Here is a 14,411-nt window from a genome sequence, read left to right on the forward strand (position 1 = left end):
GGCTTCGGCCGTGAGCTCAGCCGAACGGGGGGTTGGGGGGATCAAACCTCAAAATTCCCACAAACATTCCCCTGCTAACTGCAAAACTTATCAAAAATAACACCTTATTTTTTAATAGATAAAAGGGCGATCGCCTTTTAGTTAAGCTAAAATTCCCTGGGCGGCCTCTTCCCCCGTATTCAAAGCACCCTCCATAAAACCTTGCCAATCGGCGATATGTTCACCCGCAAAAGAGACATTACCAAACTTACGTTGTAACACAGGTTTAAGGGTAAACCACTGTCCCGTACCATAAATGGCATAGGCTCCCTTAGAAAATTGATCATTGCCCCAATAATAACTGGCCTGTTTTAATAAATAAGGTTCTGTGTTACCAAAAGCAGGTTTAATCGCATCGCTAATCATCTTACTTCTCCATTGATCGGTTTGACGGGCAATCACATCAGCTTTATCCCCAATGGTGTATGAAATTAACGCGCCTTTTTTCGACGGCTGATTCTTGGTCGCATGATAAAAGTAATGGGGGAGAACATCTGTCGCTAGATCAAAACTTTCATCTTGCCAAAAACGTTGATTATAAAGCAAGGCATTTTTATTAATCCGCGCATACTGTAAAGCATTAATCGCTTCCTGTTTGTCTTTCGGTAACATTGGTTCCCAACGGATTTGACTAATCGCAAAAGTCGGTAGGCTACAAATTACTTGATCCGCTTCAATTTTGAAACCATTTTCACAGGTAATTGTGACAGTTTTACCCGATTGAACAATAGAAACAACTTGATGATTCAGCAGAATTTTATCTTTGCCAATAATAGCGGCGAGTGCCTTAGCTAATTGATGGTTGCCACCTTTAATTTTGTAGTCCATCTCATTCTTTTCACTAGACTCTGCATATTCGGCCAAAGCAACATAGGCAGAGACTTTACGAATTGTTTCGCCAAAATCGGTACTGTCGAGGAGTTCCCTAATATCCAAATCTCGCTGCTCAATACCATTATTAACCAGGTAACGCCACCAATCCATTTTATCCAACTCCACTTTGTCGGCTTCACTTAGATTAGGATAGGCTTTAAGAATTTTGTCAAATTTACTTTTCCAGGCTCTGGAATAATCCCATTTATCGGGAGCAAAATACTCTCCCTTATAGAGTAAACGGGTATTAAACTGATTATTTTTTAGCTCTAAACCGAGTTCCTTACAAAGTTCAATTAATCGTTTATGGGATGCACCTACCCATTCCGCACCTAATTCAATTACCAGGTTATCTGTCTCATCAATCTTGTGGGAAAACACACGTCCACCAATACGAGAACGAGCTTCCAGTACGGTCACATCTATTCCCTGTTTAGAAAGAAGATGGGCCGCCGCTAAACCCGAAAACCCCGCACCTAAAACCACCACCTTGGGTTTTGTTGCTACCGCCGTTTGGACGGTATTTGAGGTCGGTGTATTAGCAGAACTAGGCAATCCATTCTGAAGGGCGATCGCGCCTAGAGTTCCGATGGTTCCGACTGAGCCATAGGTCAAAAATTTACGACGATTAATCATAAGAGTTTACTTTTTCGATGAAGGTAAAAACGAATTTTAGCAGTTTAACAGCATTTAAAAGTCAAGACAAAGAGACTTTGTTAATCAAATTATTCTTCTACAAAAGGGGAGGGCGATTGCCGAGATGGTTCACGGTATTATTGAGTAATGGCGTAGATTAGAATAACGGACAGAAAGATAAAGGGAGATTTTTACTATGACAACAACGGTAGAGGATGTATTGCAAATCTTGGAGAGATTGGCGGTGTCTCAGGCAGAGTCCCAGGCAGAGTTAACGGCTTCGCAACAGGAAACTCAGCGTCTTCTACAGGAACAAATCAAGGAAAACGATCTACGTTTCAAGGAGACTGAACGACTACTAAAGGAGCAAGGTCTGGAAACAGATCGCAGAATCTGACTTTTCCCGTTAAGTCTGAAAACGACGACAGAATAAGGGTTTCAAGCTCTTTGCTGTTGCCAACAAGCTAGACTTAATGATGATAGACAACGAGAGAATAGGGCTTTGAGATAGGGGAAAATTAGGTGATCGCTTAAATAAAAAGATAATGGGAAAAGTCAGATCGCAGAATCCGCGAAGTCAGCCAAGAAATACAGACTGTGAGTCTAAAAGTCAACAAAGAAATTGCCCAGGTTAATAAGCAAATTGGCGATCTAGGAGGAAAATGGGGCCGATTTGTAGAAAATATGGTTGCTCCAGCTTGTGAAACGCTGTTCTTAAAAAAAGGGATTCCTGTTCATCAGGTTGCTCAACGTTTGAAGCGACATTTAGCAGAAAAAACCTTAGAGATTGATGTGTTGGTGACAAATGAAGTCCATGTTTTAGTTGTGGAGGTTAAAAGCACGTTGGGCGTAACAGATGTTAAGGAATTTATTGAGGATCTAAGTCAATTCCGACTATTTTTTCCAGAATATGCTCAAAAAGATTTATATGGAGCCGTTGCAGGGATCGAAATTGAGAAAGGAGCGGCTAAATTTGCCTATCGTCAAGGTTTATTTGTGTTGGCACAATCAGGGGAAACGGTGACAATTTTGAATAATGACAATTTTCAACCGAAGTGTTGGTAATTCTTTTTGTTAAAAAAGCGATCGCCCCAGTACCATCCCCAAGGAAAGTACATTTGACCTAGTAAAAAGAGTGAAGAATGGAAAAATATCTTAAAATTCCGCCCTTTCGCCCCGTTGTCAGGCACGATTAGGAATAACCCTCAAGCCCAATTCAAAAATCGTTCTAAATCCTAATGCTCGAATACGATGTCGTTATTATCGGTGGTGGATTAGCTGGCTGTCGCGCTGCTCTAGAAATCAAACGTCTGAACCCTGACACCTCTGTTTCCCTCGTGGCTAAAACCCATCCCATTCGTTCCCATTCCGTCGCGGCCCAGGGCGGCATCGCTGCAACCCTCCAAAATGTCGATGCAGAAGATACTTGGGAAGCCCATGCCTTTGATACGGTCAAAGGTTCGGATTATTTGGCCGATCAGGATGCAGTAGAAATTCTGACCAGAGAAGCAGCCGATGTCATTATCGATTTAGAACACATGGGAGTGCTGTTTTCCCGCTTACCGGATGGCAGGATTGCTCAACGGGCCTTTGGAGGTCATTCCTTTAAACGAACTTGCTATGCTGCGGATAAAACTGGTCATGCCATTCTGCACGAATTAGTCAATAATCTGCGTCACAATGGTGTCATTATCCATGATGAGTGGTACGTAATGCGGCTTATCTATGAGGAGGGGGAAGCAAAAGGATTGATTATGTACCAGATTCAATCGGGGGTGATTGAAGTGGTTAGGGCTAAGGCTATTATGTTTGCAACAGGGGGCTATGGGCGCGTTTATAATACAACTTCTAACGACTATGCTTCCACAGGGGATGGTTTATCGATGGCGGCGATCGCCGGAATTCCCCTAGAAGATATGGAATTTGTGCAGTTTCATCCAACGGGATTATACCCAGTGGGAGTTTTGATTTCCGAGGCAGTACGGGGAGAAGGAGCCTATTTAATCAATAGCGAAGGGAAACGCTTCATGGAAGACTATGCCCCTAGTCGCATGGAACTGGCTCCCCGTGATATTACCTCCCGTGCCATTACCAAGGAAATCCGCGCTGGTCGAGGGGTGAATTGGGATGGTAGTGTCGGTGGCCCCTTTATCTATTTGGATTTGCGTCACTTAGGCCGAGAAAAAATCATGAGCCGTATCCCGTTCTGTTGGGAAGAGGCTCATCGTTTGTTAGGCATTGATGCTGTCAATGAACCCATGCCAGTTCGGCCAACCGTACATTATTGTATGGGGGGAATTCCCGTCAATACCGATGGTCGGGTGCGACGTAATGCCCAGAGTTTAACAGAAGGCTTTTTTGCGGCGGGGGAATGTGCTTGTGTTTCGGTACATGGTGGCAATCGTCTGGGTAGTAATTCCCTGTTGGAATGTGTGGTCTATGGTCGTCGCACAGGGCGCAGTTTAGCAGAATATGTGAAAACCCGTTCCCTACCTACTTTTGATGCTCAACAGTATCTTTCCGAGGCCCAGTCCACTATACAAGCCTTGTTAGAGCAATCTGGTTCGCTGCGGATTAACCAATTACGGGAAGAATTTCAAGATTGCATGACTGAGCATTGTGGAGTCTTCCGAACGCGATCGCTGATGGAGGAAGGGTTACAACAGATTCAAGCCTTAAAAGCCAAGTATAGCCAAATTTATTTAGATGATAAACAACCCTATTGGAATACGGAATTAATTGAGGCTTTGGAATTGCAAAATATTATGGTGGTGGGGGAATTAATCTTAACCTCAGCCCTAAAACGAGAAGAAAGTCGCGGTTCCCATGCCAGGGAAGATTTTACCGATCGCAATGATAGTCAATTTTTACAACACACCCTAGCAGCCTATGCAGAGACGGGCATTGAGATTGATTATATGCCGGTGGTGATCAACCGTTTTGAACCCCAGGAGCGTAAATATTAATTTAAATTGATCAGGAATGGTTAGTCATTCTTCCTGCGGGGAAATCCGAGCTTAGCTTCTCCTTGGCAAAGGCGATCGCTGTTAAAAATCCCTGTTAAAGAATCCTGCTGAAAATGCTAGTGCTAAAATTTCTTTATAACCTGAGCAATGAAGAAGTAGAGTATCAAGCTCATGACCGAGCATCGTTTAGAAGATTTTTAGGGCTAGAAGGGGAAGCCGAGATTCCCGATGCCACGACGGTGGATAACTTCGAGAAAAAACTGCAAGCGGAAGGTCTAATAGAAGTTGTGTTTGAGGAATTTGAAAGATTTCTACGGGAGTCGGGGTATGAAGCAAAGGGAGGACAAATTATTGATGCAACACTGGTACCAGTGGCTATTCAACAGAATAGGAAAGAGGAGAATGAGAAAATAAAGAAGGGAGAAATCCCAGAGGAGTGGCAGAACAAGCCGCAAAAGTTAGCACAAAAGGACGCCACAGCCCGATGGACACAGAAAAATGGGAAGAGCTACTTTGGCTACAAAAATCACATTAGTATTGACAAAGAGCATGGTTTCATCCGTCGTTACAGTGTGACAGATGCCTCAGTACATGACTCGCAACAGTTGGGAGCCGTGTTAGACCCCGACAATGAAGAGCGGGAGGTTTGGGCAGATAGTGCCTATCGTAGTGAGAACATAGAGGCTGGATTGGAAGCCCTCGGTCATATTAGTCATATCCATGAGCGGGCTTATCGCAATCGTCCACTGACTGAAGAAGCCATAGCCAGCAATCGGGAGAAATCGAAGACCAGAGCAAAAGTAGAACACGTATTTGGGGCTTGGGTAATGAGTATGGGAGGAAAGTTGATGAGAGGAATCGGACTGGAGCGGGTGAAGGCGCACATCGGACTCAAGAATTGGGTTTACAACCTCAGTCGTTATGTATTCTGGCAGAAACAGGAGTCCTGTGTGCTAGGGGGTCAGTGTGCTTAACCGTAGGGATAAAGTCCGATGAGGCTAGAAAATATAAGTTACGAAACACATTTTTAGTTGTTTAAAACTATTTTCCGTTGCTACTGTATGTCAAGTAATTTGCCTTGACCAGCTTTTTGTTAACAAAATCTTTTTTTCGAGGTTCCCTTAAGTCTGTGCGGGTTCATAAACGTTTGTTAGAGTGGGGAAAACTGTCTCAAACGAAGCGCAAGATTTGTGAGGTTTTGATTGTGGTTAAGGAAAATGCGGATAATTTAGTCAGTCAAAATACCCGTATTTTAAATGCGGAGGAATATTTTAATCGTGAGATGACTCGATTATTGATTAGCCAATTTAAGTTACAAAATATTAAGCTCAATGCAGAAACTTCTCATTATATTAATCATCTGGTGGTTAAGAAATATCTGAACGAGTTTAATGGATTGGGCTAAATTCGATATAATCTTGTATAATGATGATTAAGGTTTATTTAATCTACGGAGTGATTGATGACTCAAGCAATCTACCAAGAAGCCGAGCCTCAAACAAAATCTCAATCTGTCACTTTTGAGGAGTTTGTTCAATGGAAACCCGATAATAATCTTTATGAATTACATGATGGAGTGATTTTTGCTATGCCTCAACCGTTAGGGAAACATGAAGATGTTACTAATTTTTTAGCTGAAAAGGTAATGGTAGAGTATTTACGTTTAGGATTATCCTATCGGATACCTAAAACCGTTTTGATCAAATCTCTTAGTCGGTCTTCGGCCTATTCTCCTGATGTTTTGGTGTTAAATCGTCCCAATTTGGTGAATGAGCCGTTATGGGAAAAGGCTTCAACGGTGAGTCAAGGAGAGTCTATTCCTTTGGTGATTGAGGTGGTTCGTAGTAATTGGCGGGTGGATTATTTAACGAAGCTTAGAGATTATGAGGAAATTGGCATTAATGAGTATTGGATTGTGGATTACTTGGGGTTAGGAGGACGGCGTTTTATTGGCGATCCGAAGCAACCGACGATTTTAATTCACCAGTTAATCGATGGGGAATTTCAGGTTACAAATTTTCAAGGAGATGATAAGATTGTTTCTCGGATATTTCCTGATTTGAATTTAACGGCAAATCAAATTTTTCAGGCAGGAACGGGAGTTTAATTTTATGATAGAAGCGATCGCCGTCCCAAAATATACCCATGAATCCAACGCTTTTCGGACATAAGTATAATTACTTAATTGCATGAGTGAGATGCTCCCCTGATTGACTGACAAAAGTTATGCAGAAAAGTACTGATCCCACATTCCGCAGGTATTTTGACGATTTAAATATTTTTTGAAAGCCTTGTCCAGTAAGGCTTTTAGAAATCCACAATCTATTTAGTATTTTTGGCTTTAAGTATATAAAATAGTTGAATTTAACTTATTTTTAATTCCAATTCGTGAAAAATAACAAAATACTTCGAGCATTTGTTCTGCATCCTTCAAGTTCCTGTGGCTCATTACATAACTTGATTTTCTGGGAAAAAGGGGTAGCAGCGTAAAATGGGACACCTTGCTCTGGGTCTTGCCTAGTGGAAATAGCTGTAAGGCTTACTCTATAGGACGAAAGCTAAAACCTTTTCAGGATAAGCTGTCCCGCCTTAAGTTGATACCCGGAAAAGGGACTAAACTCCCTATCTGGCAGGAGTTAGATCCCAGATTCAGCCAATAAAATCATAAAAATGTTATTTTAAGCTAAAGGCAATTAAGGTAGGTAAAATGAAACCAGAAATACAAATAGATGTTCAAGATATAGACCACTTGGGAATAATAGCAGGAATTATAGACGAAATAGGAATAGTAGAAATCATCGATAAAGAGTTAGGGACTCATTCGCAAGAAAAGGTTAGTGCAGGTCAGGTGGTGAAAGCCATGATTATCAACTGTATGGGTTTTCTGACGGCTCCCTTGTACTTATTTAGTGAATTTTTTAGGGGAAAAGCAACAGAACATCTAATGGGGAAAGGAATAAAAGCAGAATATTTAAACGATAGCCGCCTAGGAAGGGTATTAGAGCAATTATACGAATATGGTGTAAGCCTTCTATTCATCAAAATAGCAATAGACCTCTTGCAAAAGTTTTTTAACGGTTGATATGAAAAATACATTTAATCTAGAAAATTCGCCTTGACTGTCAAAAACGGTGAACAACTCATCGAAAATCAAGCCAAAATAATCTCTTAAAATCGGCCTTGATAGTTTCCAGGTCTTCTTCCTGTAGCTTAAAAGCTTCCCCAATCCAACCTTCAGGATCAAGGGTGTTATCCAATTGATGATAAGCATTCTCTAAGCGGGTGACTCGCTTTTCAATACTGGCCACTTTCCAAAACAAATCGTAAAATCGAGGCCCCTCTAGTTTACTCATTAGTTTTGTTCTCTTTTTAAATCGCTTACTTACCCGTTAATTTAACCAATCCAATCCCACCAAAATACAGTCCAATGACTGCTCCAGCTAATAAAGATTGGGTTAATGGATCAGTGGAAGGCGTTAAAACTGCTCCCAAAATCACGCCACCAAGCACCACGTAACGCCAGCCTTGGAGCATTTTCTGGGAGGAAACAATGCCTAAATAACCGAGAATCAACTGAATAACGGGAATTTGAAACGCCAATCCCGTACTAAATAATAATAGTAAGACAAATTCAAAATAACGATCAATTGACCAAAGTTGTTCAACAACATCGGCTCCGTAGCTAATAAAAAAATTCAGGGCAGCCGGAATGAGGGCAATATAGGCAAACCCTAATCCGACCCAAAAAAGCAAACTCGATCCTAAAACCACTGGCCCCAATAATCGGCGTTCTCGTCGCGTTAAGCCAGGTAAGACAAACCGAATAATTTGGTAGAGAATAAAAGGACTCGCCACCAAGGCTCCACTATAACCAGCCACTTTCAGGGAAACAAAGAAAAATTCTCCAGGGGCCAGTTGCAAAAATTTAACCCCCTCGGCTGGTCGTTCTAAGATCTGCACTAAAGGTTTGACACCTAAAAAGCAAATTACCATACCTACGGCGATCGCCGCCAAAGAATAAAAAATTCGGAGTCTCAGTTCTTCGAGGTGATCGAAGAGGGACATTTCTACCTCATCCGGTAATTGATTGAGATAGTCATCAGGCGTATCAGCGATCGGAGTTTCCAGGTCTGGTAACGACATATCTGTCAGCAAATTAAGTTTGCAAGTCTATATTGTATCGGACTCAGAGAATCGTTCAGGCATTCTGGATAGGTAACCGCCGAAAACGGGGCAAATCAATCGATTTACGAATTACTCGCTGGGGCTGAATGGCAAAACTGAGGGAGTCGGACTGAGAATTTGGGGATGAACTAATCGGTAAGGAGGGGGCAACCTCTGGCAAGGGAACGGGTGCATTCATTTCCGGTAGGGCGGGTACGCTAACTTGAGACTTGACCACTTCTGATGTAACGGATGGGGGAGAGATCGCCGCTGGAACCGATTCTGGGGTAGAAGCAGGGGTTGAAATTTCGGCAACCTCTGGGGTTTTGTTTGGAGTCTGATTGGCAATCTTGTCCGTCAAATGCTCATCCACTAAAACGTTTTCTAAAACAGATTTGAGAGGAATCATCGCTTCTTCTGTCCCTGCTTTTGACCAGGGTTGAATACTGGCAGCTTTACCTGTAAAAGAAGCGATCGCCGTTGTGATATCAGAAGAGGGGTTAAGATTCGGGGTAGCCAAACATTGCTCTAAAGCAGCCTTATACTGCATGGCGTAGCGTTGTTGACGTTGCAGACGAGCGCGTAATTCTTGCATTTGCTTGTCCATTCGCAAGACTTGCTGATGACTGGTTTGATAGTTTTCTTGCAGCCTTACACAGTCCCTTTCCCGTTCAGCTAAAAGGTTTTGGGATTGGGCCAACTGTTCAGCCAGGGTTTCAATTTGCAATTGTTGTTTTTGAGCTTCTTGCTGATAAACCTGAATTTCTGCCACCGTATGAGTCAACTGTTCCCGACTTTTGCTAATTTCCTCGGCTTGCTGTTGAATCAAATCATCACAACTCAGCGATCGCCGCTCTTGACTCTCTAATTGTTTTTGAGCCTGTCGTAATGCTTCTTGCAGTTCTTGAAGCTTTTGACTGAGACCCTGGTATTCGACGAGAAAGGGGGGAAGGAGAGGAGATTGGGCGGACTGGGAGGATTGGGGAGATGGGGAGGACTGGGGAGACTGGGAGGATTGGGGGGAATGGGGAGATTGGAGAGTGGGGATGAAGTGTGACAATTCTTCTCCGGCATCCACTAAAGCAAAGGTTTCAAACAAATCTTCAAAACTATCTAGCTGATCCGCCCCATAGCTCTCTAAATTCTCTAGGTCAACGAGATCAACGGTTGTAGGTAAAGGCTCAGAAGTTCCGTTGCCCGACGAAAAAATAGCAAAAAAGTCAGTGTTATCAGTGTTACTCATATTTCGGATAGGAGAGCTAGGGCGGTGTGAATGATGAATATAGGGATGAAATTTTTCTGAATTTAGTTTCCGAAGAGATTAATGCTTAAAAATAGGAGAGAAATCTTGAGACTATCAGGGATTAGGAATTAATTTCATGCTCAGATCTAGCCAGTTAGAGCGAGTAATCGGGGCACTACTGGAAATATAATCAACGCCGGTTTTGGCCACTAACCGCAAATTATCCAGGGTAATATTGCCAGAGGCTTCGATACAAATTTCGGGATTGTCCCGCCGTATCAATTGTACTGCTCTTGCCATATCTTCCAAGGTCATATTGTCCAGCATAATAATATCTACCTTGGCCGCGATCGCCGCTTGAATTTCCACAAAATTACTCGTTTCCACCTCAATGGTCAAAGGATAGGGAATAGAACTACGGATTTGGGCGATCGCGGGAGCAATCCCTCCGGCCGCTAGAATATGGTTGTCCTTAATCATGACGGAATCATCCAGACCCATACGATGATTGGTTGCCCCCCCCACCTGTACCGCATATTTTTCTAAAATTCTGAGCCCAGGCGTGGTTTTACGGGTATCCACTAATTTGGTCGAAAGATCGGCAATAACCTCCACATACTTGCGCGTTAGGGTTGCAATGCCACTGAGCCGCATAACTAAATTGAGGGCAACCCGTTCTCCCATCAATAGACTATCCATCAGTCCGGTGACTTCAGCAATGACCTGTCCCTTTTCTGCGATTTCTCCCTCTCCTACCTGGGGAATAAAGATAGTACTGTGATCCAGTAACCCAAAAACCCGTCCTGCTAAGGTTAAACCGGCGATCGTGCCTCGTTCCTTGGCAACCCAGACAGCCTTACCTGGTTTGGATAGCTGTAATCCCTGGGTAGAGCGATCGCCGCGACCAATATCTTCCTGAAGCCAAGAGTTTAATAAAGGATCTAGAACAAGCCAGGGAGGTAAAATCGCCATGTCAGGAAAATCTCGATTAAAAAGCCTTTGGCCATTGTATAGCAATCATTTCGCTATTTCCTAGACTGATCTCTTTCCTTGGGTAGCATCGTCCAGGGCAGAAATCGATTAAGATATAAGCTTGCTTTGCCGCCGATGGTTAAAGATCATGCTTCAGCCTAAGTCAGGGGTACTTAATTTGCTTGTTTGATAAAAAAGTTTGCTGGAATTAGTTGAATTTAATACATTGTCGAAGCCTTCCTGTTATTTCCAGGAACTTCGTAACCCCAAATTAGGATCTCTCTGTAAGTTAAGTGTATGCTATTGCATAAGTTTGGTGTGAGGAGTTAAGTGAATGAACCTGCGTCATAATGCCCTAGAGGTTTTGAAGGAAACCAGTCGGACATTTTATATTCCCATTAGTATTTTGCCGGCGGGATTGTTAGAGGCTGTGGCTGGGGCCTACCTATGTATGCGAGCCATTGATGAGGTGGAAGACCATTCAGAACTTGATAACTTCACCAAAGCCAAGATTTTACGCCAGATTAGCCTCAATCTCCAAGCCGCAACAGAACATTCCACCTTAGAAGATTTTGCCTACGGTTTATCTATCTATCGGGGAGTTTTGCCAGATGTCACCCTACGGGTGGGTGAATGGGCCATGTTAGCCCCAGAAAGTATTGCACCCAGGGTTTGGGATGCTACAGCAGCTATGGCGGATCGAATGGCTAACTGGTCAACCAGTAACTGGGAAATTGAAACGGAAGCGGATCTGGATCAATATACCTTTAGTGTGGCGGGAGCCGTGGGTTTACTGCTGTCCGATCTCTGGGCTTGGCACGATGGCACTCAGACAAATCGCACCCAGGCGATCGGTTTTGGTCGAGGTCTCCAGGCAGTCAATATTGTCCGTAATTATCGGGAAGATTTGCAACGGGGCGTAAGTTTTTTTCCGAAGGGTTGGCGAGTTGAGGATATGCACCAGTATGCGCGTCGCAATTTAAAACTGGCGGATCAATATACTAAATCCCTGCCGAATGGGCCTGCTCAAAATTTTTGCAAGATTCCCCTAACCCTAGCCTATGGAACCCTAGAGGTATTGGCCTTAGGCAAGGATAAGCTCAGTCGTAGTGATGTGATGGCTTTGGTTAACCAAGCGACCCGTTAGCTCTCTATCGTCTTGATCAGCCTTAAAAAATGAGGAAAGTTCAAAATCTGGCTAGGTACTCATTAAAGGCCGTAATCCATGCGCTAGGATCACTGACAATGGTTTAACTGGCTCCCCTATGACCCAACCTTACTCCCAACAGCCTCTTAGTCAACTCGTTACCCAAGCGATTCAACGACTAGCCAGGCATAGCTCCAAGGTTGCTATCAAAAAAGGGGCTAGGGTTGCCAAACTTTTAATTAAAGATACACCTCAGGCGAAGACTCGTGACTATCCACTGCTCGGCGATCGCTACATTATTGGCCGGAGTTCCCGCACCTGCGACATCCTGATTGAAAATCCCATTGTCAGTCAGACCCATTGTTCTCTGCATCGTAGTTCTCAGAATCCCAACCAATTTGAGATCCGCGACGAAGATAGTACGAATGGCATTTATCTGGGGAGAAAACGGCTGCAATCTTTGGTCTTAAAATCTGGAGATGTGATTAGTCTAGGGCCTCCAGAATTGGAAAATGTCACCGAAATTACTTTCCACAATCCTGCTCCGGTTTGGTTGAAAAGTTTACGTTACGGCCTTTATGGGACGGGATTACTAACAGGACTAGCGGCTTTGGGGATCTTCTGGGCCAGTTCTGGTATTCAAGTCAAACCGCTCCCGCCTGGGGTTGTTGGCCCCGTTGTCATTTATGCCAATGATGGTAAGACTCCCCTTAACCCTGTTAAACAGGAAACCCATCACGAATTACGACAATTAAAAGAGTTTTCTCCCTATCTCGCTAAAGCGGTCATTGCCTCAGAGGACAGCCGTTTTTATTGGCATTTTGGGGTTGATCCCTACGGTGTTCTACGGGCGATTTTGATTAATAGTAAAGGCCGAATGCAGCAGGGAGCCAGCACTTTAACGCAACAATTGGCCCGGAGTTTATTTCCAGAAGTGGGACGGGAAAATACAGCGATGCGGAAACTGCGAGAAATGGTAGTGGCTCTCAAGTTGGAGGCCGTTTATAGCAAAGATGATATTCTCAAAGCCTATTTAAATCGTGTTTATCTGGGAGCCGGAAATTATGGTTTTGAAGATGCTTCTCAATTTTATTTTGATAAATCAGCCAAAAATTTAACCATTTCCGAAGCGGCAACTTTGGTGGCCATGTTACCCGCCCCTAATCTTTATAATCCTGTCCAAGATTACGATACTTCAGTTCAGTTTCGCGATCGCGTTATTAAACGCATGGTTTCCCAGGGCATGATTAGTGAACAGGAAGGCAATCGAGCCAGGCGATCGCGGATTGAAGTCAGTCCCAAGGCCCGTCAATCTTTGTCGAAACTGATTGCCCCTTATTTTTATAGCTATGTTTTTAGTGAACTACAACAATTATTAGGGGAAGAAATCGCCAAGGAAGGCAATTTTATTGTGGAAAGTGGTCTGGATATCAAGACTCAAAAAAAAGCGGAACAAGCCCTAAAACAAAATATTGCCACCAAGGGTTCCCAGTTTCACTATTCCCAAGGAGCATTAGTAACGCTTAACAGTAATAATGGTGAAATAGTGGCTCTAGTCGGCGGTGCGAATTATCAAAAAAGTCAATATAATCGTGTCACCCAGGCTAAACGACAGCCAGGTTCAACCTTTAAACTTTTTACCTATACAGCAGCCCTAGAACAGGGAATTTCTGCCAGTAGCATTTTTTCCTGTAAGGCTCTGTTTTGGCAGGGGCAAGCATTTAAAGGCTGTGAACGCAGTCAGGGCGAGATTACCATGACTCACGGTTTGGCTCAGTCAGAAAATGCGGTGGCCTTGCGAGTGGCTCAACGGGTGGGACTGGACAATATTGTTAACCTGGCAGAACGTTTAGGTATTCGCTCAACTTTAAATGCTTCCCCTGGTTTAGTCCTAGGGCAAAGTGAGACAACGGTGTTAGAAATGACAGGAGCCTATGGCGCGATCGCCAATCAAGGAAGGTGGAATAAACCCCACGCCATTCGTCGTATTTTGGACGGGGGAGATTGTCAAAATTATGACCAGCCCCAAACCTGTCGCCTAATCTACGAATTTAATCCGGATCAAGACGGTCAACGCCAAGTCATTCCTCAAAATATTGCTAATACAATGGCGGGAATGCTCAGAAATGCAGTGACATCTGGAACGGGACGGTCTGCCAATACAGTCGCCGGAGCCGCCGGTAAAACAGGAACCACGAACAAGGGGGTTGATCTGTGGTTTATTGGCTTTGTTCCCCAGATGAATCGGGTGACAGGTATTTGGCTAGGCAATGATGATAATACACCGACGCGCAGTAGTAGTGTTCAGGCCGCTAGTCTGTGGGGAACTTACATGAAGTCTCTTCTCTATTAAGAGAACCTCAAAACTCTC

13 protein-coding genes and 1 pseudogene are annotated in these 14,411 nt (G+C 43.6%); 9 read left to right on the forward strand and 5 right to left on the reverse strand.

The genetic code is table 11. The features are described 5' to 3' along the window. Nucleotides 1–141: 141 nt before the first annotated feature. Nucleotides 142–1,548, reverse strand: coding sequence for an FAD-dependent oxidoreductase (locus tag KA717_34830; GenBank protein UXE60635.1), 1,407 nt, complete (start codon nt 1,546–1,548; stop codon nt 142–144). Nucleotides 1,549–1,744: 196 nt separating this feature from the next. Here KA717_34830 and KA717_34835 point away from each other — a divergent pair, with 196 nt between their 5' ends. The 7 genes and pseudogenes from KA717_34835 (at nt 1,745) to KA717_34865 (ending at nt 7,584) form a co-directional block, all read left to right on the forward strand. Then, nucleotides 1,745–1,945 carry a hypothetical protein gene (locus tag KA717_34835; GenBank protein ID UXE60636.1) on the forward strand — a complete coding sequence of 67 codons (201 nt, stop codon included), beginning with the start codon at nt 1,745–1,747 and terminating at the stop codon, nt 1,943–1,945. 200 nt (nt 1,946–2,145) lie between these two features. Beyond that, nucleotides 2,146–2,613 carry a DUF3782 domain-containing protein gene (locus tag KA717_34840; GenBank protein UXE60637.1) on the forward strand — a complete coding sequence of 156 codons (468 nt, stop codon included), beginning with the start codon at nt 2,146–2,148 and terminating at the stop codon, nt 2,611–2,613. A 173-nt stretch (nt 2,614–2,786) separates the two neighbouring features. Then, on the forward strand, nt 2,787–4,514 hold the full coding sequence (locus KA717_34845) for a succinate dehydrogenase/fumarate reductase flavoprotein subunit (GenBank protein UXE60638.1): 1,728 nt from the start codon (nt 2,787–2,789) through the stop codon (nt 4,512–4,514). Between the two features lie 113 nt (nt 4,515–4,627). Next, entirely contained in the window at nt 4,628–5,488 is an 861-nt protein-coding gene (locus KA717_34850) for an IS5 family transposase (GenBank protein ID UXE60639.1), read from the forward strand. 116 nt (nt 5,489–5,604) lie between these two features. Next, on the forward strand, nt 5,605–5,919 hold the full coding sequence (locus KA717_34855; protein UXE60640.1) for a hypothetical protein: 315 nt from the start codon (nt 5,605–5,607) through the stop codon (nt 5,917–5,919). A gap of 57 nt (nt 5,920–5,976) precedes the next feature. Beyond that, complete coding sequence (locus tag KA717_34860; GenBank protein UXE60641.1) at nt 5,977–6,621, forward strand: Uma2 family endonuclease; 645 nt, start codon at nt 5,977–5,979, stop codon at nt 6,619–6,621. A gap of 600 nt (nt 6,622–7,221) precedes the next feature. Next, nucleotides 7,222–7,584 (forward strand): annotated as a pseudogene (locus tag KA717_34865) (DUF4277 domain-containing protein). Between the two features lie 70 nt (nt 7,585–7,654). On the opposite strand, the gene KA717_34870 reads toward KA717_34865, so the two are convergent. The 4 genes from KA717_34870 to nadC form a co-directional block, all read right to left on the reverse strand. After that, nucleotides 7,655–7,867, reverse strand: coding sequence for a hypothetical protein (locus KA717_34870; protein ID UXE60642.1), 213 nt, complete (start codon nt 7,865–7,867; stop codon nt 7,655–7,657). A gap of 25 nt (nt 7,868–7,892) precedes the next feature. After that, entirely contained in the window at nt 7,893–8,657 is a 765-nt protein-coding gene (gene tatC, locus KA717_34875) for a twin-arginine translocase subunit TatC (protein ID UXE64867.1), read from the reverse strand. 55 nt (nt 8,658–8,712) lie between these two features. Beyond that, the gene (locus KA717_34880) at nt 8,713–9,921 is read right to left on the reverse strand and encodes a hypothetical protein (protein UXE60643.1); all 1,209 of its coding nucleotides are present in this window, start codon (nt 9,919–9,921) and stop codon (nt 8,713–8,715) included. Between the two features lie 114 nt (nt 9,922–10,035). After that, nucleotides 10,036–10,893 (reverse strand): carboxylating nicotinate-nucleotide diphosphorylase, encoded by an 858-nt coding sequence (nadC, locus tag KA717_34885; protein ID UXE60644.1) that lies wholly within the window; start codon nt 10,891–10,893, stop codon nt 10,036–10,038. Between the two features lie 334 nt (nt 10,894–11,227). On the opposite strand from nadC, the gene KA717_34890 reads away from it, so the two are divergent. Next, a complete protein-coding gene (locus KA717_34890; GenBank protein ID UXE60645.1) occupies nt 11,228–12,040 on the forward strand; it encodes a phytoene/squalene synthase family protein in 813 nt (270 codons plus the stop codon). A 118-nt stretch (nt 12,041–12,158) separates the two neighbouring features. Next, nucleotides 12,159–14,393, forward strand: a complete 2,235-nt coding sequence (locus tag KA717_34895; GenBank protein UXE60646.1) for a PBP1A family penicillin-binding protein — start codon at nt 12,159–12,161, stop codon at nt 14,391–14,393. Nucleotides 14,394–14,411: the final 18 nt, after the last annotated feature.

This window comes from Woronichinia naegeliana WA131 (assembly GCA_025370055.1).
GTDB classification, from domain to species: domain Bacteria; phylum Cyanobacteriota; class Cyanobacteriia; order Cyanobacteriales; family Microcystaceae; genus Woronichinia; species Woronichinia naegeliana.